Genomic DNA, 20803 nt, shown 5'->3' with positions numbered 1-20803 from the left:
CGTGGGATCCGGAGGCTCGCGTTCCCTGGAGGCCGATATCTGTGGCGGAGGCCCGTGAGCGGGATGCCGCTGGGCTTCCGTACGTGGTCGTGTATTGGCCAGTGGGTCGGGAGGCTCCGCTGGAGGTTCGACTCGTCTCCTGGCGGGATCACTACGTCGGCCTGTGGGCGTACGACGCTCAGGGCCGCGGTACCTACGAGCTCGACCTGCGGCTGCTGGACGACCCGACGCGGCTGTGGCCCCGGCGCACCGTCCACCGGCAATACACCGGCCCAGAAATGGCGGAACTCGACGAGGCCTGCCCGCGCATCACCGTAGAGCTCTTCCCGGGCGGGAAGGGCCGGCGAACGGAGCAGCCCCAGGGCGAGCGCGGGCCCATGTACGTCACCGTGCCCAGGAGCCGCGATGACGAGCGCTGGGTGGACCGGCCGGTGTTCGGGGAATGGCCACTGCTCTCGGGCCAGGTTCACGGCCTCACGGAGCCGCTGGTCTTCGAGATCACCGAGCCGGCCGCGGCGGCCGCCGACGGCGGTGAACTCGCGCCCACCACGTGCTGGTGTCCACCCCGCCCCGCGCAGCCCGGACCGATCGGTGAGCTGTTCCGGCCCGGGGTACGCGTGACCGACGGATACCACCCCGAGATGACGATCGTGGAGCCACGCCGCATCGGCACCCTGCGCGTACCCAGCGGGCTGCTCGCAATCTCCGGCCCGGACATCGACCACGAAGACGGCCCGCACCTCACAGTCCCCGTCCCGCCCGGGGAGTACGCGTTGGAGGAGGCGCGAGCCCGACACGGCTACCACTGCATGTGGGAGGGGAGCGAAGTCACCCGCACGGACACCATGGCTGTGCGCGTGCTCGTGAGCGAAGCCCCCGCCACGAGCTGGCGGATGGCGCTCAGGCCCGACGACGACCTCCGGCTGTTCGTCGAGGACGAGATCTCCGGTTTCGCCACAGACGGAGCCACAGGCTGCTTCGCCGATGCCGGAGCCTGGGAACCCCTCCTCGCGCTCTTCGAGAGAGGACTGATCCAGGGAGACCCGGACCTGCATCCGGACGCCTACGAGGACATCAGCGACTCCATGTACCTGCTGCGTACCCGCGACCAGGCCACCGGCGGCGAGCTGGCGGCCTTCGCGACAACAGGCGACGGCACCTATCCCGTCTGGGTCGGCCGTTCCCAGGCCGGCGAAGTCGTCGCGGTTGTCGTGCTCGTGGAGGGAATGCCCGAGCTGCTCCCAGACGACGGAACCACCACCAGTGCCTGACATGGCCGGGATAACCGCAGTTGGGCAGCCCGCCCACGAGGGGTCGCCGGCCCTCAGTGCATGGACTTGGACTCGGCCGCGAGGGTGAGAGCTGACAGGTCTCTACGGGAAGCGCGGGAACGTTGACTGACGACACCGGCCCGCGCCAACCCGATCTGCACCAAAACGACCAGCACATACGTCTTACGCCAGACATGACAGCACCACATCGGCACCCCACGTCAGTACTGAACACCCACGCCTACCAGCGGAAACGACACCCAGACGCCGGGCCTTGTTCTTTCCGGCGCCCTTGTTGTTCTTGGCGCTCTTGACTTCCGGCGCGGCTGCGCCGGGGGCCGTTTCCGGGATGTCAGGTATGGGGCCAAGCCGATGCGCAGATCGAAGCGGCCGGGGCCCGGCTGCCCATCGCCTTGCAGCCGGTGACCGACCCCGAGCTCCACGGACGGTGGTGGTGGACCCGCGTGACCGCCGAGGCGCGCGGTCCGGGCCCGCGCTGACACCCGGCCCTGACAGATTGCCGGCGTCCAGCACGGGCGCAGCGCGCGGCCACCCCAGGTGGCGGCGGCCTGTGCCGCCGTACCGGCTCAGCGGGACCTAAAGGCCGTTCCGTAATTTGAGGAAGCGGTCAGAGACTTTTTGCAGGGCGGGTCGGCCGGCCTGTGCCGTGTGGACCTGTCGATGTGTTTCGTCCCAGCGGTGCGGTATGGGTTGAAGCGTTGTCTGTGCTGGTCAGCGGGACTTTGGGTGTCCCATGGTGTCCCGTCGGGATGGGATGTGCGGCGGGCCGGGGGTGTGCTGGTCTCCCACCGCGAGGGACTGCAGAGGAACGATCTGCCGGGCCCGCGCCACACTCACCATTCCGGGAGCCCTGGATGTCCACTACCGCTGTTGTCGTCACCGTCCTGACCGCCCTGTGGGTGGGATTCTCCGGCGTGTCGCTGCTGAGGCGCGCCGCGTTCGTCGTCGAGCCCCTGGTGGTCTACGGGGTGCCGCGTTCATGGTGGACTGCCCTCGCGGTCCTCAAGCTCCTCGGCGCGATGGGCTTGCTGGTGGGGTTGGGTGTGCCCGTACTCGGTGGGGCCGCGGCGGCGGGCCTCATCCTCTACTTCCTCGGCGCGATCGTCACGGTCCTGCGGGCGCGCTCGTACAAGACCGTCGCGTTCCCCGTCCTGTACCTGGCACCCGTCGTAGCCACGGCCACCCTGGCCTTCGCCTGAAGGCTGTTCCGCGACGCTGGAAAGCGGCCGCGACTGTCCGCGTACTCATGAGAGTGCTCAGTGAGATACGGATGAACGTGCCCAGTTGGGCGACGGTATGAGTGTCAGCCTCAAGCTCGTGCCATGCCGAGGTGCGGTGTGGCTCGGGTGGGCCTATGTGACGAGGCGGAAGTCTGGGTGCCGCAGCCAGGCACTGAGGAACTGCAGATCGCCGACATGCCGGATCCAGCGGTAGCCGCCGCCCGTGTCGTAGGAAACTTCCCTGACGGTACCGGGAAGGGATGCCACCAGCGCCCGTGCTCGGGCCAGGTCCGCGGCTTCTTCGGCCCGGTCGCCAGGGGTGAATCCAAGGACCCCGTCGAAGTCGATCACCGCGTGGAGCCGTTGGGCGAAGGCAAGGGCGAGGTGCCCGAGCAGCATGTGGTTCACCTGCCCCGAGCTGCCGGCGGCGAGTACGAGGCCCTGGACTGGCGGCTGCGAGAAGTCGGAGTAGTCCTCGTCGTCTGCCGGTATGCAGTCGTCCTCCGAGAGGAAGAACATGCCCGCCGCAGCGGCATTGAGGGCGTGTAGGCCGAGTGATGCGGGGTCCTGGACTCGGAAGGCCACGTCTCCGTCAGCCTCGGTTTCGACTGGTCCGCAGATCGTCTCCAGCCACGGGATCACACCGGCTCGTATCCCTTCGAAGCTGCGGTGCTCGAACAGCCACAGCCCCACCGCCGGTCCCGCCATGATGCCCCCCGAATGCGCGGCCCGGTGCCCCGTGGACCTGGTTCTACCAGGTCCACGGGGAGACATCCGATCGTTTTTCGGGCCACGGACCTGCTGGTCAGGCCGCGTTGTCGCCTTCGATGGCGGCGAGCCGGTTCTTAAGCCGGTAGCTGGGGCCGTTGATGGAGACGACGTCGCAGTGGTGGAGGAGACGGTCGAGGATGGCGGTGGCGAGGACCTCGTCGCCGAACACCTGTCCCCCTTCGCTGAAGGTCTTGTTCGATGTCAGGGTGATCGAGCCCTTTCCCCACCTCTTTGAGATCACCTGGATCACCGGGTTCGCCTCGGCTCACTCCACGGAAAGAGCCACGACACCATGCGTCTTCCCGACGCCGGGCTGTCCCAGCCAGGCCGCTGGAAGCTCACCGATGAAGGCCTACGCCGCCTGAATCAGGCGCCGGGAACCGCTTACGCCATCGAGGCCATCCCCGCCGAACGCCTGACCGGACTCCTCGAAGACCTCGACCGGATGGCGCGCGCACTCACCGACTGAAAGCGGGGCGCTGATACCCACAAACCGCCTGGCTGCGTCCGGCGCGCCCAGTGCCGGCAGAAGGGCGGCGTGGGGGCGGGCTGTCAGGGCCGAGTCTGCTGGTCCCCCGCTCGTCAGCCGGCCCTGGGTCCCGTCATGGACATCAGGCCGCGCAGCCCGTCCCGCAACTGTTCGACCTCCACATCTCCGAACAGGGCTTGCTGGGCGATGAACCCCTGCGCCAGCGCCACCAAGGTGCGCGCCACGCGGTCGGCCGGTACGTCGGCCCTCATCAGCCCGGCCTCCTGGTAGCCCGCGACGATCTTGCTCCAGGCCCCGTGCATCTCGTCGAACCCCTGGCGCAGCGCCTTGGCCAACTCCGGGTTGCGCAGCGTTTCCGCCCATACCTGCAGTGCCACTCGGGGAAACTCGGGCTCGTCGCCGGTTCCCGGGCCACCGCTGCCGAGCACCCCTCCGGCCAGCACGTTGCCGAGGGTCTGGGTGAGCAGTACGTCGGGCAGTGGCGGCGGGTGCTCCTCGGCAGCTCGCTCGAAGGCGGCCCGGACGGCGGCGAGAGCCTCGGTCGCGATGGCTGCGATCAGCTCGTCCTTGCTGGTGAAGTAGCGGTAGACCGCGCCCGCGGAGAGACCGACCTCGCGCAGGACGTCCTGCATCGACGCGGTGTGGAAGCCGTTGCGGCTGAAGCAGCGCGTGGCGCCGTCCAAGATCTGGCGGCGGCGGGCGTCGAGGTGTTCCTGGGATACGCGAGCCATGCGCCCAACGTAGAACGAGCATTCATTCTTGACAAGCGTCACAGCCTGCAACCACAGTGGCTCATCTAAAACGAATGCTCATTCTCTTTGTTTCGGGAGCCTCGATGTCCACCGTGTCCGCTACTTCCGCGCCACCGTCTCCGCCCCAGGGCAGGCGTCTGATCGCTGTCATAGTCCTGATCCCGGTGTTCGTGACCCTTGCCCTGTGGGCGTTCTCCTGGCCGGCCAGCCGGAGCGCACCGCGTGATCTCCCCATCGGCGTCGCGGGCCCCGCGGCGGCGGCCGAAGGCGTTCAGAAGCAACTGCAGCAGAAGCCGGGCGCGTTCGAGATCCACCGGTACGCCGACGAAGCCGCGGCCCGTGCGGCCATCGAGGCCCGGACGGTGTACGGCGCGGTCGTCGTCACCCAGCAGGGCCCGAAGCTGCTCACCGCCTCGGCCGCGAGCACGGTGGTGGCCCAGCTGCTGCAGCAGGCGGTAACCGCCGGGAGCCCGCAGGGCACGCAGGTGCGGATCACCGATGTGGTCGCGGCGCCGGCCCAGGACCCACGCGGCGCCGTACTCAACTCCAGCCTGCTGCCGATGACCCTCGCGGGAATCGCGGCAGGCGCCGTCATCACGCTCCTCGGACTGCGCGGTACCCGCGGAGCCCTGGCACTTCTCGGCTCGGCCGCCCTGGTCGGCATCGTGGCAGCCGCGCTCACCCACAGCTGGCTCGGCGCGCTCAGCGGCAACTGGTGGGCCGAAGCCGGCACACTCGGCCTCACGGCCCTCGCGGTCGGCGCCACCGTGGCCGGACTCGCGGCACTGATCGGCCCGGCCGGCATAGGGGCCGGCGCCCTGCTCTGCATGCTGGTCGGCAACGCCTTCTCGGGCATGACCTCCGCCCCCGAGCTGCTGCCCGAGCCGGCCGGGCTGATCGGCCAGTGGCTGCCGCCCGGCGCCGGTGGCTCACTGCTGCGGTCCGTGGCGTTCTTCGACGGCGCACAGGCCGTGCGATCGTCGATCACGCTGACCATGTGGGTGATCGCCGGCCTGGCCGCCGTCCTGCTCGCCCGCCCGCGCCGCCCCACCTCCGCATCCGCCGCCGTGCCTCGGCAGGCACCGGAGGCCGCTACGGCCGGCTGAAGCCGCCCGGAAGCCAACCGCGGTGACAGTCGCCCCGGCCCGCTTGGACGGGACACCCCTACGGCGAAATGCCGAGCCGCCGAAACCACGCGCGTCCCGAATGACGCTCCCCACCAGCCGAACGAGCACCGTGGTCGGCGGCGCGGCGGGAGGCATACGCGAACGATCAGAACCACCCGGACACGCTGATCGGTTTTCGCGTTCCCAGGCCGCCCCTGCCCTGGCCGGGCGGGGACGGTTTGCCGGCCGTCACCCCCGGATTGCGTCCGGCGAGCGCGCCGACCGACAGAACGGCCGTCACCGTAAGGACACCACCCGCATCTGACGATACTTACGCCGGCCTTCTCGTCCTCGGTCATGGGGCGTGGCGTGCCCGCCCCGCAGTCCTTCGACTGTTCGGTGTGGCACGGAACGTGCTCGCTGCGCACTGGCGCCGCATCGACCGGGATCAGCAGCTGCCCGCTGCGAACGAGCGGGCCAGTGACCCTTGGCACGCTGTCGAGCAGCGGCTCGACGCTGCCGCCGTCGGACCGCTGCTGCGGAGCACGATGGCCGGACTTCCCCATGTCGAGCGGGAACTTCTGCTGCTCGTCGCCTGGGAGCAGCTCACCCCCACCGAGGCCGCCGCTGTGGTCGGCATACCGCCGGGCACCGCCCGGTCCCCGCTGTACCGGGCCCGGGTCCGGGTGCGGGTGCGGGCTGCCATGCAGCAGGTAGCTCCACCCGTCGTCGGACAGGAGATCCCGCATGACCGAGCACGACGTACTCGACTTCCCCGGCGCGGACGGGTACGAGCCGCAGGGGACGCGGCTCCGCCGACCGCACGGGCGGTGGACGCTGCGCTGACAGCGGTACGCGGAGCCGTCGCCGCCGGAGGCCGCAGAGGTGGGGAGCCCGGTGGAAGCCTTCCCGCATCGGGCCGCTGTGCGCCGCCGTCGCGTCCGGCGCCTGCTCGTGTCGGCTGCCGCCGTCGCGGCCAGCGCGACCGGTGCCGCAGGCCCCGTACCGGAACCCCTCGCCCGTGACACAGCCCGACCTGTCCGGACAGCGGCGTTCGCACATGGTGACGGCTCGGCCGTCCGGCGCTCCCTGAACAAGTCCTCGATCGCCGAGTGCCGTGCGGCCTCGCCATCCGGGTCCTCACGCAGCTCTACGCCAAGAAGAGAGGGAGGGGGGCCTGGCCCGTACCGAGGGGCCGCCATTGCGGCGGCCCCTACCGGCGGCCTGCGATCCCCCGCCTCGGGGCCTTCCGGCTGTGGGCCCGGGACCGGGGCGCGGCAGATCATGGAGTCGACGTTCACGTCCCAGGTGATCAGCCCGGCCGCATCCGCCCGCGCTTGCAGGCTGGTCAGCACCGATGACCAGCTGCCATTGCGTTTCCAGCGGCGGAAGAGCCCGTAGACCGTCTGCCACGGACCGTACTCCGGCGGTAGGTCCCGCCACGGAGCACCGGTCCGTACCCGCCAGCGGATCCCGTCGATCAACCGCCGTCCGCAGATTGACGGCCTGCCCCACACTGCGACCGGCAACAACGGCCCCAGCACTGCCCACCGGTCATCTGAAAGATCGCCTCGCCCCACACCGAGATCATCACGGCATGAGGCGAGACACGGACCTCAGTTCTCAAACACGGCCTGGCGCCGGGCCCGCACCACGCTGCTCGAGCCCGTCGCACGCCACCACCACGCTCAGCTGCTCGCCGCCATGGTCGAGCTCGGCGGTGAGCTGGAGCTCCCCGCTACCCGTAACGGGCGCTTCAAACGGGCGCTTCAGGGGACGCGGTCATCCCAGAAGGCCGCGCGGTCAGCGCCGACCGCCGCCGATGCGGCGGTCGTCGGCCAGTGCGGTCAGCGGGCCGAACTCGCGGGCAAGCTGGTTCCACGTCAGAACCTCGCCACAGCGGGCCGGGAACTCCTTGGGGTTGAACTCGGGCATGGTCCAGGTGCCAGTGCCCCGGTCCCGCAGCCACAGGTCCCCGTCACCGTCGACCACAGTCGGCGGGACCGGTACGGGCTCGGCCTGATCCGTGGGCTCCCAGGTGACCCGGCCCGGGTGGGAAGCGCGGCGCAGCTCGGTGGTGGCCAGCCGGGCGGCCAAGTCACGGGTGGACTCTTCGGCGTCCTTGACCGACGCGAGTCGGAATGCGTCGTCAAGTACGGGCAGGGCGAGATTCTTGCTGCGCTTTGAACTCATACGCTGACTACCTCTGGTGAGGGGCGTCACATCCGATATGCACCCCGTAGAGGACACGGTATCCGAGGCGGGAGCCGGGCCGGCTCCGACCACTCTCCTGGTGGAGGCGCTGGCACACCGGGCGGCGGGGCTAGGTGGTGAGCTAATCCCGGACGTGGCGCAACCCGTGATGGTAGCCGCTCAGTTTTGGCGGTCCGGGTCCGAAAAGGTGAGTCCGCCGGGGCGAGCAGCCGTCGGGGCCGGGGCGGGTGCGGGCCCGGTCTCGCCGGGCGGCTGGCGGAAGTCGGCGCCCTGCGCGACCGGCATCAGCCGGCGCCCACCCGCGTGGGCGGGTACGGGAGCGTCGGAAGCGGGGTGAAGCACGGCCCATGAGGCCGCCCGGGCGGGAGCCCGTCCGGCAGGGCGAGGGCTCGTTCGAGCGGCTTCCGTTGCTGCCGGGTAGCGCCCAAGCACCCCTTTTCGTCCTCTTGACGATATGAGCACATCCCATTATCGTCGCATTGACGAAATGAAGGGGGTTCACCATGGCCGACATCACCCGGCGCTTCGGCTGGCGTCATCTGCGCTCCGCGCCCACCACCCACATCCGCCACCACAAGCGCGGCCGACTCGTCCACGACGGGCTGGGGCTCAGTTTCTGGTACCGGTCACTCTCAGCGGCACTGTCCGAAGTCCCGGTCGACGACCGGGAGCTGGCCATGGCGTTCCACGCCCGTACGTCCGACTTTCAGGACGTCGCCGTGCAGGCCACCGTCACCTACCGGATCAGTGACCCGGCCGAAGCCGCGGCCCGGCTCGACTTCTCCGTCGACCCGGACACCGGGGGCTGGCGCGGAGCCCCCTTGGAGCAGATCGCCACCCTCCTCACCGAAACCGCGCAGCAGCACACGCTGGACGTACTGGCCCGGACTCCGCTGGCCGTCGCTCTGGTGGACGGCGTCGCCTCCGTACGGGAGAACGTCACCGCCGGTCTCGCCGCCGAGCCCAGACTCCCGGCCACCGGCATCGATGTGGTGGCCGTACGGGTCGTGGCGATCCGCCCCGAGGCCGAGGTGGAGCGCGCCCTGCGCACCCCGGCCCGCGAGCAGATCCAGCAGGAGGCGGACCGGGCCACCTACGAACGGCGGGCCGTCGCCGTCGAGCGTGAGCGTGCCATCGCCGAGAACGAGCTGGCCAGCCAGATCGAACTGGCCAGGCGCGAGGAACAGCTGATCGACCAGCGCGGCATCAACGCCCGCCGCGAGGCCGAGGAGAAGGCGGCGGCGGACGGCATCCGGACCGAGACCGAGGCGTCCCGCAAGGTCTGCCTGGCCCGCGCGGACGCCGAGGCGGCGCGCGAGACGGGCGCGGCGCGCGCCGAGGTGCAGGCAGCCTGGCTGCGCGTGCACGACGAAGCAGTCCCGGGCACGCTGCACGCCCTGGCGGCAACCCGGCTGGCGGAGAACCTGCCGCGGATCGAGAGCATCACGCTCTCTCCTGACGTCCTCACCGGGCTCCTCGCCAAGCTCGGACGCCCGGAAGGCGGCGCGGGAGCGTGAGCCTGGCCCCAAGGGCGGTGCTCGTGCACCGCAGAACCGAGTACGAGGAACTTCTCGCCCGGCACGGGACGCACGGGCAGGCCGCGTTCTTCCTTTCCAGCCGGGGCCGGTCGATCGACGAGGTGGTCCGCCGCCACGAACGCACGCGGCAGGCGCTGCGGGAGGTGGCGGCGGCGGTGCCGCTCACCTGGCGCAGCTCCCGGGTGGAACGGGCGGACCTGGACCGCTTCCTGTTCGCCCCGGAGGACGTGGTGGTCGTGGTCGGCCAGGACGGTCTGGTCGCCAATACCGCGAAGTACCTGCGCGGACAGCCGGTCGTGGGCATCGACACCGACCCGGGGCGAAACCCGGGAGTCCTGGTCCGGCACCGCTGCGGCGACGCGGCTGCGCTGCTGCGTGCGGCAATCGCTGCCGGAGGCCGGGCAGAGGAGCTGACCATGGTCGAGGCCGTCGCCGACGACACCCAGCGTCTTCTCGCGCTGAACGAGATCTACGTGGGCTCGCACGGTCACCAGACGGCCCGCTACCGCCTGGGGTGCGACGGCGACAACGGCCCGGGTGAGGCCCAGGCATCCTCCGGGGTGCTGGTGGGCACAGGCACGGGCGCCACCGGCTGGCTGCGTTCCCTGTGGCTGGAGCGCGGCAGCTCCGCAGGGCTGCCCGCGCCCTGCGAGCGGCGGCTCCTGTGGTTCGTACGGGAGGCCTGGCCCTCTCCCGCGACCGGTACGACGAGGGTCGCCGGGGAGCTGGGGCGGGGTCAGGGGTTGCGGCTGACCGTGGAGTCGGACCGGATCGTGGTGTTCGGCGACGGTATGGAGAGCGATGCGCTGGAGCTGACGTGGGGCCAGAGCGTACGGCTGGGCATCGCTGGAACATCGCTGCACCTGGTGACGTGAGCGCCCTGCCCTACGACCGGCCGTCGCCACCGCTGCGGGGACCGCCACCACGTGAACCTGAGCGACCTGCGACGCCCGCCGGCTCCTCGAATACCTCCCCGGCCGCCTCAACGACACGGAATGGTCCGACGACGAATTCGCCGCCTACGGGCCCACCGGACATGGGATCGCCGAGCTGAGCTAACCTGCCGGCATGCGCGGACAGTTCACCGGCTGGCCTGAGCAGGCCATGGACGTGTTGTGGCAGCTCCAGGGCGAACCGACCCATGCGATCCGCGAGCGCTGTCGCGCGGACCGCGAGCGCCTGGTCCGCCAGCCGATGATCGACCTGCTCAACGAGGTCGCGGACACAGACCCGCGATACGAGGACTTCTCCGTCTGGCACTACCGCACCGACTCCTGGTGGTGGCAGAACCAGAGCGCGGTGATCAGGCTCGACCGCAAGATCGAGATCGGTCTCCGTTTCTCCCTGGACGGCCTGCGCATCCAGGGCGCCTGGTGGTACCCCGATCCCGGCCAGGTGGACAGGTTCCGCAAGGCCGTGGCATCCGAGGGGAGCGGCCGGGAACTGTCCGCCATCGTCGAGGACCTTCGGAGGATGGGCTACGACATCTCCGGGGACGTGATGAAACGTCCCCCGCGCGGCTATCCGACGAACCACTCCCGTACGGATCTGCTGCGGCATCGTTCTCTGATCGCCGCCCGCCCCCTCGGCTGCGACGAGTGGCTGCACACCTCCGAGGCGCTCGACAGGGTCCTCTCGGTCGCCGCCGACCTGGACACCCTGCTGATGTGGCTGGTCCGCCACGTGAAGCACGCCTCCTGACATCACGAGGGTGCCGGTCCCAAGGTCCGGGGCGTCCTGCACCCAGCGGTCCTGCGAGTCCTACCCGCAATCCTTCTCTGGCCGGACAAAGACCTTCGCCGACCGCGCCTCTGCACGGCCATCGTCGACCCACTCACCTTCGGCGGCAACATCATCGAGGCCGGCACCGACTCCTACCACCTCGCCACCACCCGAGCAGGCGCCGAGCAACAAGCCGCCGGCTGACGACGAGCCGAACACCAGCGACGTCGGGACGGTCAGCTGTCAAGCGCTCGCCGCACCTTTCGAGACGAGCACGCTGATCATCGATCCAGCCGGTCGCCTGGGGAGAGGGGAAAGCTGACCGTCACCTGCGACGACGGACCGTCATGGAGCGACACCCCGATCACACCAGGGCTCAGCGGCTTGATCTTGAACTGGACCGTCCGACCCGAGTTCAGCCACGATACGAACCGACCTGAGGCGAGCTCCTCAAGGGCCTCTTGCCAGTCATCGAGGTCATCGGACGTGACATAGGCGGGGAAGCTGCCCTTGACGGTCTCGGTCTCCACGACGAACTCGCAGTCCAGACAGTCCCTGCCAGGAACTGGCAGCTCCAACACGCGCAGATAGACAACGTGACCGCTTGTCCCCGGCGGATCTCGCAGATGTTGTTCGCGCCGCTCGCCGACGTTGCCGTGACCTCCGTCGACCCAGGTGACGACCGCTCATGCATCGGGATCCGCGGTACGACCTACGGTGCTGCGTGCCCAGGCTATGGATCACGGCCGCCTCGCCTTCACGGCACTTACCTGCGTTTTCCCGGCGATCCACCGTTCTCGGGCAGGCCTGTCGTGTTGTCGTCGCGAGTGCGCCGCTTCGCCTGTGGGGCGTCTGGGTGCCCGCGGCGGACGTTCGTGGAACAGATACCAGGGCTGACGCGCCGGCTTGGCCGCTGGACCGAGCGGCTGCGGTCGGAGCTTGCTTCGCTGGGCCTGGCGCTTGCCGGGCGAGCGGGTGAACGGCTCGCTGGACTGATCGGCGTCCCGGTCAGCCGCAGCACCGTCCTGCGCATCCTCCACGTTTCCCGAGCCGAACCCGACGCAGCCGACAGCGGTCGGCGTCGACGAGTGCGCGATGCGCAAAGGTCGCGTCTGCGGCACGGTCCTAGTAGATGTGGAGACGCGCCGACCGTTGGAACTTCTGCCGGACCGGGAACCAGAGACGCTGGCAACCTGGCTAGCCCAGCATCCGCAGATCAAGGTCATCTGCCGGGACCGCGCCCCGTTCTACTCCGAAGGCACCACGCTCGGCGCCCCGCTGGCCCTCCAGGTGGCCGACCGCCGGCACCTGTGGCACAGCCTCGGACAGGCCACCGAGCGGTGCGTGTCACCGCACCGATGCTGCCTGCGCGGTCACCGGCAGCATCTGAGGCAGAGCTAGAAGCCACACCGCGATCGTGCCACCCAAGGGAGGTCGAGCGAGTGCTCTTCCGCCCAAGCGCCAGCGGCCTTCGGGCCTGTGCCTGCCGACATGGCCGGTCCAGAATGCTGCCGTGACCAAAGGCGAGCAGAGCGGCATAGAGCCGCGTTCATTCCTGACATGCGTGACAGAGGTGGCCCGGCTGCTCGGCGTCGGAGACGTCAGCATGGCGCCAAAGGACCGGCATGCCCGCCACCTTGCCCATGCGGTGCGTGAGCCCCTGCTCGAACGTGCGAGTCTGCCCGAGGAGTGGTTCGCCCCGCTGATGGCGGCAGCCGTGTACGACCCGGATCCCAGCTTCTGCCGCTGGTTCGTCGAGCCGGCGGTCTACGCATTCGGACGCCGCCGTGTGATGGCGGCATTGGTCGACTACCTGCGGATCGGCACGGATCCCGAGCGGGCTGGTGCCGTGCGGGCCTGGTACAGCGCCCATGTGCCCTTGCGGGCAGATCGGACTCCAGCGTACGGACCCGGCGGGGTACGTGATCCCGCTCTGGACGAGTCACAAGGCATCAAGGCCGCCTGGCTGGAGACATCCCTGCGGGTGTTTGTCGAAGCCACCGACCTGCAGAAGCGCCACCATGTCCTGCTGAGCCTGCCTACCTCCCGCGCGGCATACCCGTCACCCCTGCACGAACTACTTGAAAGCGCACTCGCATCCGCCCGCGTCCATCCCGACCCACACATCCGTCGCTGGGCCGCAGCAGCAGACCAGCCCGACTCATACCCCTCCTGACAGTTGCGGGACAGCCCTTAGGGCGGCGTACGGAGGCCGGACCCGCGCAAGCCGGGGCGTTGCTTTCGGCCGGGGGGCAGGGGCGCCCGCCTCTCGGCTTTCGACGGCCGGCGCGCCTCGCAGACAACGCCGCCCCGAAAGGCCGTGGCCTGCCGATCCCACCGATGAACTCGCAAACTGACCTGTCCGGTGCGACTGAGTGCTTCAGTTGGCGGAATTCGCCATGTACGGCGCTCCCTACAGGCGGATCTGTGACCAGCGGTGATGCGAGTTCGCACGTAGCACTAGGAGCTGCCCGGCGGGTCATGGCCGGGCCGCGGCGTCTGGCGCGGCACCTCGCCGCGTTGCCGAATCGAACCGACAGCCGCGTTCTCGCGGATACTGCGGCGGGGCGGGCCGGACGCGGCCGGCAACATCGACTGGCTGGTGTCGGTCGACTCGACGATCGTGCGAGCCCACCAGCACGCCCTGGAGGGCTTCCGAGAGTGCTTCGGATCGGTCACCATGGAGGTCCGTCGGCGATCCGAGGGGTGGGTATGAGCGAGGGTGGGGACGTTCCGGACAGGCAATCGGAGCAGGTCGGACCCGCGCCGTGGCTGGCACTGGCCTGTCTGGTCGGGTTGTCTCTGGCCTACGTCGTACTGACGAACTTCACCGGAGAGTTGCGGACCGCGCTGTGGGGCAAGCCCGGAACCGTGACCGAAGCCGACTGCCGGACGTACGACGCCACCGTGGCCAATGCGGGAACGTCGACGTCCTGTTCGGGCGCCTTCACCCCGGACGACGGCGGCCCGTCGTTCGACGTCCCCGTCGATGGCCGCATCGATTCGCCACCGGTCCGTGCGTGGCTGGTGGACGGCACGTCCGGCACCGCGTACGTCTCACCAACGGCGTGGGCGGGGGTGCTCCCGGTGGGGCTGTCCCTCCTCCTGGGCGGTCTCCCGGCGGCGGTGACGGTGAAGCACGTACGGCGCGTCCACGCACAGCGCCCTAGAGAGCCTCTCCGAGGATCAGGCCCAGAGTCGAGTGTCTGATCGACGACGAGTCGTCCGCCATCTACGCTGCTCAGCCCGCCAAGTAGGACGCTCATCCGCCAACTGAAGAGCTCAGTCACCATCGGTTTGACTTAGCCCTGCACTTGGCCCCGGCGGACAGCTAGAACGCTAATTATCGTCGCCGCTGGGGCTGAAACGCAGGCCCATGTCGTGCTTCTCGGCATGCTGGGTCACCGCTACTTCGAGGACGGTGGGCGTCACACCTACCAGCGGGATGCCCGCGCAGAGGACCTGCGGTCCGGTACGGCCCCTACGCGGTCACGCCGCCCAGCCGCCGGACGCCGTCTGGATGTGTCGAGTAGTGCGCGCTCACCCCGGCCTTCTCGAACGGTATCTGGCCGTCGAGGCCGGCCGACACCGGGGCCGGGCTCATCCCGAACCTGAGCGGCCCGCCCGCTCCAGCGGCACCCAACCCCGGCACGGACGGTCGCAGTCAGGGGTCACCGGCCAGACCCCCGGGTTCCTGCCCAGCTCATCCGATTCCCCACGTACAGGCACGCCAGCCAATGATCTTGCTCAAAGCCCAAGTGGCGGCTGTTGTAACGAACTTGAGGAGTGCTGGTCGAACGGCAGTCACTTGGACTCCCGACCCGACCGGTCCTCCCCAGCCGTCATGACCTCGCGTCCATCGCATCGAGCGGCAGCATGACCGCGCGCACCGGGTGGACGCCACCTCGCAGAGGTGCCCGGCGGACGTCCGCAATGGCCGACCGGCGGTGACTGTGAAAATCGCTGTCCGATCACCGGAGCACGGTGATAGACATCCGGCGTGGAAAAGAATCTTGAGTTCCCCGACCTGTTGCGACTGATCGACGAACGGTCAACCACCTTCCGCGCCGTGGTCGCCGCCGCACCGGATCTCGACGCGCAGGTGCCGACCTGCCCCGGGTGGACGCTGTTCGATCTGGTGAAGCACCTGGGTGGGGGAGACCGTTTCTGGGCCGCCATCGTCGGCGCGGGGTCTGCCGACGCTCCCCCGGCCGAGGCCGTCGCCGCGCGCGCCGCGCTGGAAGTGCCGCAGGAGCGTGAGGCCCTGCTGGCCTGGCTGGACGCGTCGACGGAGCTTCTGCTGGGCGCCCTGCGCGCGGCGGGCCCGGAGAGCGGTTGCTGGACGTGGTGGCCCGCGTCGCAGTCACCGCGGACCGCCGGCGGCACTGCCCGGCACCGGGTCCAGGAGACCGCGGTGCACACCTACGACGCCGAGTTCGCCGGGGGCGCCCCGCAGCCGCTGCCGGTCGAGCTGGCACTCGACGGCGTGGAGGAGTTCCTGTTCACCGTCTGCGCAACCCCCAGCGCCTGGCCGCACAAGCCCACGGCCTTCGACTTCCACGCCGCTGAGGGCCGCTCCTGGCGCCTCACCCTCGACGGCGACGGCGCACGCACCACCCGCATCCCCGCGCCCACCGCCGCGATCGGCGAAGACTCGGACGCAGCCGGCGCCTCCGTCCACGGCACGGCCAGTGAGCTGGTCCTCTACCTGTACGACCGGATCCAGGCCGACTCCTTGCACGTTGACGGAGACGCAGGCCTGCTCGACCTGCTCCGCGCCTGGGAGCCGGAGGAGAAGTAGGGCGTAGCGGGGCGGTTGGCCGCGCCTCGAGCCGGTGAGACATGACTCTTCGCCAGGTTCTTCAGTCGCGGCACTGGGCTCAAGCCCACGGCGCGGGCCGGCCTCGCGGCGAGTGGCGGGGTCGGCGGCCATGGCGAACAGGAACGGCAAGCTCTTGATCCGTGCAGGTCAGGAGCACGTGGAGAATCCTTGTCGGCGGATGTTGAGGGAGCTGGTTGGCGGGTCACCCGTCAGCGGGCGGAGCGGAGCTCATGCCAAGGTGACGTACATGCCGCCCCCGGCCAGGACGTCGAGAACCTTGGAGAACAGGTCGCAGGGCCGGCCGCCTGCTTCCAGGGTCTGGGACAGGTGCTCGCGTGCGGTCGCGGCGTTCCGCCAGGGCAGCGTGGCGGGGGCGGTGTAGCCGAACGTGCCGCCAAGGCAGTCGTCCAGGGCGGCTAGGTTTCCGCCGAAGTAGCCACCAGGCCCGTTCACCGCCTCGCCGGGCGCCAGGTAGAGGCCCGCTTCATCGGTGATGTGGCGGCCGTCGAGTTCGTATGCGTGCCCGGCCGGCCGGTCATGGTGTGCGCGTCGGCAAGCTCGCTCCCGTACGAGTTCGAGCCAGGCCCCGCGGAGTCGGGTGTCGAGGCTGTTCCAGGTGCCCAGGGTGTCCGGCGGCCCGGCGAGCCATCGCTCCCAGACGGTCCGGGCGTATGCGGGGACGGGCGCGAAGTGCTCTCCGTCGAGCTCCAGGTCGATCAGATCCGTCCCGTAGGAGGAGGGGCGCCAGGCGCCGACTCGGGTCCACAGCGGGCGTTGGGTGAGCGGCTCGCCCCAGCCAGACCCGGCTGCCGACCCAGCCACGTACCTCTGCTCGGTCCGGTACCCAGTCGAGCATTCCGTACGTCCCGCGCCGGGGGCTTCCGAGCAGACCCTCCGCCCCGTCGCAGTCGCCCCAGGTGTGGCCGTGCTCTGTCTCGGTCAGCGTGTACCGCATGCGCCCGCGACGGTTTTCGTCCTCATACACGGTGGGAATCATGCCCCGACCACGCCCCGACGTTGAAGCCGGGCGTTCCCGCCGGGCACTCGGTCAGGGGGCGCCGCTGGTCGGCAGCGCTTGCCTGGTATCAGCCGACACACAGCATTACGGGACCAAGATCCGCCAATAAGCCCTCACCCGCCAACTTAAAGGGGCGTAGACCGCCTGCGATGGGGGGTCGGCCGCCACGCGGGCCCTCTGTCCAACAGGCGGTCCTGCTGCCATGGTCGTTTCCATGCCGGACGGTAGTGCCCTGATGGGGCTGATAGGTGCAGCAAGCGGAGCCGTAGTCGGAGCAACCGCGGCGGTCTACGGACCTCTCGCCTTAAAGAAGAAGGAGCGCCACTGGCAGGAACTGGCGCGCGAGGACGATCTGTACACCACACGGATCACTGCTCTGACGTTGGGCCGGCTGAAGACGCGACGGTGGTTCGACTACCTGAACCTGACCGTCGCCTTGGCCGTCGCTGGTGAGCACGTGGACGTCAAGGAGTTCGTGGCGACCTGTCACAACCATCGGTCTGAATCGTTCGATTCCATCTACGCCCCGGTCCTCCTCCACGTTGCAGGAAGACGGATGCATGGCTCAGTGGATGCGCTGCAACACGCGTCCAACGCGATCACGCGAGCAGTCCTGGGCCGCGACTTCGAGGGGGGCCAGGTGCCCACCGAAGTGGCTGAGGTGCTTCAGACGGCGGACATCGCCCGCACATGGTTCCGGGAAGCGATCGAGCGGCTGGTAGCAGCGCGAGAGGCGCTGACAGCGCAGGAGTTCGCACGCCGGTACCCGTCAGGCTTTCCCGGACCGGACGGACGAGCTCGGTGACCAGGCAATGGACCGGATGGGAGCTCCGGCCGAGTAGTCCGTGGGTCCCTGATGAGATCGGCGTGTACCACTGGGAGGTGCAACGTCGGAATCGACGGAGGCAGTTCCCTCCTCGCCCCGGGGTCGCACGAGCAGTCAACTCACTAGGAACCGCAGCCACGTTGCCCTTCCACATCCCCTTCAGAGCCCGGACCTGCGCGGTCACCGTGAACTTCCCGCAGTGCCGGGTCCGCTCCCCCGGCGCCCGGGCCGCAGCGCCTGATTCCGCCGTCCACGCACACCCTTCGACTGGCTCCCGATGCTGCCGTGACGGATTTCGGCCGATCGCGTGAATGTGCCCGCCCCGATGGGGCGGGCACATTGACTGGATTGCGCTTCCTACGCCGTCAGACGGCGTAGTAGTAGGAGCCGATCACCCGGTATCCCAGCGCGCACCAGGCGGTGGACGCGTTGTTGGCCCAGGTCTGCGGACCGTAGCTCTCGTAGACGTTCCCCGAGACGTCACGGCACTTGACCCAGCCGACGAAGCTTTCGGAGGACGATCCCTTGCAGGTGATGGCCGAGCCCTGGTGCCCGCCGCTTCCGGTGATGATCTTGTACGTGCAGCCGTAAAGGTCCGCCGACGGAGGGACGGACGCCGCGGCGACGGAGGCACCTACTCCATTTCCCGCCGTCCCGGATTCGGCGGCCTGGGCCGTGAGGGGGCTGGCCATCACGGCCGCCGTGGCGATCGCCATGGCCGCGAGAGAAGTGCGCAAAGAAATCATGGCTGGAATTTCCTCTTCTGATGGGCGGGTGAGTGGGTTTGGGCGTGGGTTTCCAAGTGGTGCCGCACAGTGCGCCGCTGGCCCGGAGGCTGCCTCTTGTCAGGGACGTCGGCCTCTTTGTGCAGGGAGCCCATCGGTGCTGTCGGGCAAGCTGTTCTCGGCCGCTGAGCGCCGGTCAAGAAATGGGCCTGCGAGCGATATCGATTCGGTGCTGATCCACAAGTGCTCCTCCGGTCAATTCCGTGGGGCTTTTCTTGTTTGTCCGACGCGGCATGAGACCGGAGCGGTCAGCGACCGCGGTTTTCGAGACAACGGTGCGCTACGCGATGGACGGTGCCGTGGAACTGGTGTTCTGTGGTGCCGTTCCGCTGCCAGACATTGCCCGCGCAGTGAATTGTCCGGGCCGGTCCGGAGAGAATCGTGCAGCTCATCAGGTGGAGAAAGGGCGGACAAGCTCGGTTGTCCGCGGACAACGGAGGGAGATCATGGTCAAGGCAGGCCGGCCGCAGGGGGCTATGAAAGGCGCGTCACTGGCGGCTGACGAACTCGCCCGCTTCCTGGTGGAGATCACGACGGAGCTGACGGTCCGGGAGCTGGCGCGGCGTTTTGGCGGCGGCAGGACGATGTGGAGCGAATACCGGAGTGGAGCGCGGATCATTCCGCTGGGCAGGCTGAACACCGTCGTACGGGATCGCATACGGGACGGCCGGGGACAGCAGGCGATGCTGCAGCGGGCGCGTCGGCTGCACGAGGCCGCCCTGAACGGTCAAGCGGACGCGGGCCCCAGGCCGAGCCTGGCCGAGGCGCTGCGGCAGGCGGAGTCGAACCTGGCCGAGTCGGAACACCTGGTGAAGAGCCTGCTCACGGTCGTCACCCTGCTGGTCAACGAACCGGGCGACCCCACACCGGCCGCCGGCCCGACGCAGTCCGAACCCAAGACCCGGGCACCGCGCGACGATGTGCGGCCCTCGGATCGCGCGGTGGTCCTCGATGAGCTCGCGGATCGGGCGTTCACCCAGATGGAGGAGGCATGGGCGGCCCGTCACACGGCCAGGCAGGTCCTGGCCGGCGCACAGACGCGCTGTCGAGCCCTGCCCCCGGGTGGCGGGGACGATAGCAGCGCCGACCGCGAGCTGGTGCTCGCGCTGGCGCGGACGTCCGCGCTGCTGGAGTACGGCGGATGGGAAGCTCGGCGGCTGCGGGAAGAGCTCCTCGCCGGGCTCGGCGGCCTCGTAGGCCGACGCCACGCACGGGAAGCAGAACGCATACCCCTCGAAGGTGTGGTCCTGGAGCGGCTCGACGGGGTGCATCCGCCGTCGCCGGCCCGTTCCATCACCGCGGTGGAGCGGTCGTTTCCCCCGGACGCCGCCCCGGTGGTCCGGGCCACCGTGGCCCCGCCTGCTCCGGCCGGTCGACGCGGCCCGTCGGGCACGCCGCTGGCCGCTGTCGCCGCGACCGCGGTCCTCGCCGTGGCAGCGCTCGCCACGACTGCGATGGTCGTCATCGGCCAGCAGCGCAACGTCCCGCCCCCGGCCGCGAGCGGCGTGGGGCAGCGGGACCTTTCGCTCTCCCGTGACCTGGGCTGGAGCTCGGCGTCGGCCACGACGCCCTCGCTCTCGCCGTCCGGTTCACCTTCGCCGTCCCCGCCCGGGCCCGCCGGGTTTCCGAGCACCTCGCCTTCCGCCGCGGTGCCGAACGCGCCCGCGATCACTCCACCGGCTGCCCTGCCCGGCCCCTCCGCGCAGCCGTCGCCGTCCGCGACGGCGACCGCCCCGGGCAGTCCTCAGCCCACTACGCCACCCAGTACGGCGCCGAGTACGCCGCCCAGCGTGCCGTCGCCGGCTGATGGGCTGCTGCAATTCACCAGCCCCGGAAGCGGAATGTGCCTGGCAGTGGCCGCCGGGAGCAACACGCCGGGCGCCGGCTTGGTACAGAGCGGGTGCACGGCAAGCCTGGAGCAGCGCTGGCATCTGACCCCGGAGACGACGGGCCCGGCCGGCATCGTCTACTCGATCCGCAACAGGCAAACCGGTATGTGCCTGTCCGTCGACGCGGCCCGTGACACCAACAATGCCCTCGTCACCCAGTTCGAGTGCGGAGACCGGGACGGCCTGTTTCCGGACCAGTTCTGGACCCTGCGCTACGACAGCAGTCGCGGGGCCTGGTGGCTCGCCAATACCCACAGCGGGAAATGTGTCTCCTCCCGGCCGGGCAGCGGGGACAACGAACCGATCACCCAGCAGGATTGCCGCGATGACCGCTGGCGCGTGTGGCGGCTCTGACCTG

General features: G+C 69.7%; 19 protein-coding genes and 5 pseudogenes. 15 read left to right on the top strand and 9 right to left on the bottom strand.

The genetic code is table 11. The annotated features are described in order from the left end of the window. Positions 1 to 101 precede the first annotated feature (101 nt). Positions 102 to 1271, top strand: a complete 1170-nt coding sequence (locus OG730_RS40470) for a DUF4241 domain-containing protein (protein WP_327308984.1) — start codon at positions 102 to 104, stop codon at positions 1269 to 1271. Between the two features lie 875 nt (positions 1272 to 2146). Next, positions 2147 to 2491: a DoxX family protein gene (locus tag OG730_RS40465; protein WP_327308983.1), complete on the top strand. Its 345-nt coding sequence runs from the start codon at positions 2147 to 2149 to the stop codon at positions 2489 to 2491. 153 nt (positions 2492 to 2644) lie between these two features. Here the strand turns inward: OG730_RS40465 and OG730_RS40460 are convergent, their stop codons facing one another. Beyond that, positions 2645 to 3220, bottom strand: a complete 576-nt coding sequence (locus OG730_RS40460) for a DUF6368 family protein (protein WP_327308982.1) — start codon at positions 3218 to 3220, stop codon at positions 2645 to 2647. Positions 3221 to 3317: 97 nt separating this feature from the next. Then, positions 3318 to 3548 (bottom strand): annotated as a pseudogene (locus OG730_RS40455) (ATP-binding protein); the annotation flags it as partial. 27 nt (positions 3549 to 3575) lie between these two features. Here OG730_RS40455 and OG730_RS40450 point away from each other — a divergent pair. Continuing rightward, positions 3576 to 3752: a hypothetical protein gene (locus OG730_RS40450; protein WP_327308981.1), complete on the top strand. Its 177-nt coding sequence runs from the start codon at positions 3576 to 3578 to the stop codon at positions 3750 to 3752. Positions 3753 to 3865: 113 nt separating this feature from the next. Here the strand turns inward: OG730_RS40450 and OG730_RS40445 are convergent, their stop codons facing one another. Further along, positions 3866 to 4504 carry a TetR/AcrR family transcriptional regulator gene (locus OG730_RS40445; RefSeq protein WP_327308980.1) on the bottom strand — a complete coding sequence of 213 codons (639 nt, stop codon included), beginning with the start codon at positions 4502 to 4504 and terminating at the stop codon, positions 3866 to 3868. A 104-nt stretch (positions 4505 to 4608) separates the two neighbouring features. On the opposite strand from OG730_RS40445, the gene OG730_RS40440 reads away from it, so the two are divergent. Together OG730_RS40440 and OG730_RS40435 are read left to right on the top strand one after the other, a co-directional pair. Further along, positions 4609 to 5631 (top strand): ABC transporter permease, encoded by a 1023-nt coding sequence (locus OG730_RS40440; protein WP_327308979.1) that lies wholly within the window; start codon positions 4609 to 4611, stop codon positions 5629 to 5631. A 548-nt stretch (positions 5632 to 6179) separates the two neighbouring features. After that, a pseudogene (locus OG730_RS40435) lies at positions 6180 to 6305 on the top strand (RNA polymerase sigma factor); the annotation flags it as partial. A 690-nt stretch (positions 6306 to 6995) separates the two neighbouring features. Here the strand turns inward: OG730_RS40435 and OG730_RS40430 are convergent. After that, positions 6996 to 7211 (bottom strand): annotated as a pseudogene (locus OG730_RS40430) (transposase); the annotation flags it as partial. Between the two features lie 223 nt (positions 7212 to 7434). Then, positions 7435 to 7824: a hypothetical protein gene (locus OG730_RS40425; protein ID WP_327308978.1), complete on the bottom strand. Its 390-nt coding sequence runs from the start codon at positions 7822 to 7824 to the stop codon at positions 7435 to 7437. Positions 7825 to 8348: 524 nt separating this feature from the next. Here OG730_RS40425 and OG730_RS40420 point away from each other — a divergent pair. From OG730_RS40420 to OG730_RS40405, 4 genes and pseudogenes are all read left to right on the top strand, one after another. After that, entirely contained in the window at positions 8349 to 9362 is a 1014-nt protein-coding gene (locus tag OG730_RS40420; RefSeq protein ID WP_327308977.1) for an SPFH domain-containing protein, read from the top strand. Next, positions 9359 to 10258: a hypothetical protein gene (locus OG730_RS40415; protein ID WP_327308976.1), complete on the top strand. Its 900-nt coding sequence runs from the start codon at positions 9359 to 9361 to the stop codon at positions 10256 to 10258. Before OG730_RS40420 ends, OG730_RS40415 begins: the two co-directional genes overlap by 4 nt. A gap of 193 nt (positions 10259 to 10451) precedes the next feature. Further along, positions 10452 to 11084 (top strand): DUF2461 family protein, encoded by a 633-nt coding sequence (locus tag OG730_RS40410; RefSeq protein WP_327308975.1) that lies wholly within the window; start codon positions 10452 to 10454, stop codon positions 11082 to 11084. A gap of 67 nt (positions 11085 to 11151) precedes the next feature. Continuing rightward, positions 11152 to 11309: pseudogene (locus OG730_RS40405) on the top strand (IS21-like element helper ATPase IstB); the annotation flags it as partial. A gap of 77 nt (positions 11310 to 11386) precedes the next feature. On the opposite strand, the gene OG730_RS40400 reads toward OG730_RS40405, so the two are convergent. Further along, the gene (locus tag OG730_RS40400) at positions 11387 to 11731 is read right to left on the bottom strand and encodes a DUF5959 family protein (RefSeq protein WP_327309612.1); all 345 of its coding nucleotides are present in this window, start codon (positions 11729 to 11731) and stop codon (positions 11387 to 11389) included. A 469-nt stretch (positions 11732 to 12200) separates the two neighbouring features. On the opposite strand from OG730_RS40400, the gene OG730_RS40395 reads away from it, so the two are divergent. The 3 genes from OG730_RS40395 (at position 12201) to OG730_RS40385 (ending at position 14315) form a co-directional block, all read left to right on the top strand. After that, on the top strand, positions 12201 to 12506 hold the full coding sequence (locus OG730_RS40395) for a transposase (RefSeq protein WP_327308974.1): 306 nt from the start codon (positions 12201 to 12203) through the stop codon (positions 12504 to 12506). Positions 12507 to 12618: 112 nt separating this feature from the next. Continuing rightward, positions 12619 to 13281: a hypothetical protein gene (locus tag OG730_RS40390; protein WP_327308973.1), complete on the top strand. Its 663-nt coding sequence runs from the start codon at positions 12619 to 12621 to the stop codon at positions 13279 to 13281. 536 nt (positions 13282 to 13817) lie between these two features. Further along, positions 13818 to 14315, top strand: a complete 498-nt coding sequence (locus tag OG730_RS40385; protein WP_327308972.1) for a hypothetical protein — start codon at positions 13818 to 13820, stop codon at positions 14313 to 14315. Between the two features lie 271 nt (positions 14316 to 14586). Here OG730_RS40385 and OG730_RS40380 read toward each other — a convergent pair whose 3' ends face one another. Next, complete coding sequence (locus OG730_RS40380; RefSeq protein WP_327308971.1) at positions 14587 to 14709, bottom strand: hypothetical protein; 123 nt, start codon at positions 14707 to 14709, stop codon at positions 14587 to 14589. Positions 14710 to 15105: 396 nt separating this feature from the next. On the opposite strand from OG730_RS40380, the gene OG730_RS40375 reads away from it, so the two are divergent. After that, positions 15106 to 15906, top strand: coding sequence for a maleylpyruvate isomerase family mycothiol-dependent enzyme (locus OG730_RS40375; protein ID WP_327308970.1), 801 nt, complete (start codon positions 15106 to 15108; stop codon positions 15904 to 15906). 249 nt (positions 15907 to 16155) lie between these two features. Here OG730_RS40375 and OG730_RS40370 read toward each other — a convergent pair. Then, a pseudogene (locus OG730_RS40370) lies at positions 16156 to 16924 on the bottom strand (barstar family protein). A gap of 223 nt (positions 16925 to 17147) precedes the next feature. On the opposite strand from OG730_RS40370, the gene OG730_RS40365 reads away from it, so the two are divergent. Then, complete coding sequence (locus OG730_RS40365) at positions 17148 to 17750, top strand: hypothetical protein (RefSeq protein ID WP_327308969.1); 603 nt, start codon at positions 17148 to 17150, stop codon at positions 17748 to 17750. A 386-nt stretch (positions 17751 to 18136) separates the two neighbouring features. On the opposite strand, the gene OG730_RS40360 is transcribed toward OG730_RS40365, so the two are convergent. After that, positions 18137 to 18517, bottom strand: coding sequence for a hypothetical protein (locus OG730_RS40360; RefSeq protein ID WP_327308968.1), 381 nt, complete (start codon positions 18515 to 18517; stop codon positions 18137 to 18139). 338 nt (positions 18518 to 18855) lie between these two features. On the opposite strand from OG730_RS40360, the gene OG730_RS40355 reads away from it, so the two are divergent. Then, entirely contained in the window at positions 18856 to 20799 is a 1944-nt protein-coding gene (locus OG730_RS40355; protein WP_327308967.1) for an RICIN domain-containing protein, read from the top strand. The last annotated feature ends 4 nt before the right edge of the window (positions 20800 to 20803 follow it).

Origin of the sequence: Streptomyces sp. NBC_01298 (assembly GCF_035978755.1) — a bacterium.
Lineage (GTDB): Bacteria > Actinomycetota > Actinomycetes > Streptomycetales > Streptomycetaceae > Streptomyces.
Note: the sequence above shows the minus strand (reverse complement) of the source record. Positions and strands in the feature narration are given on the sequence as shown.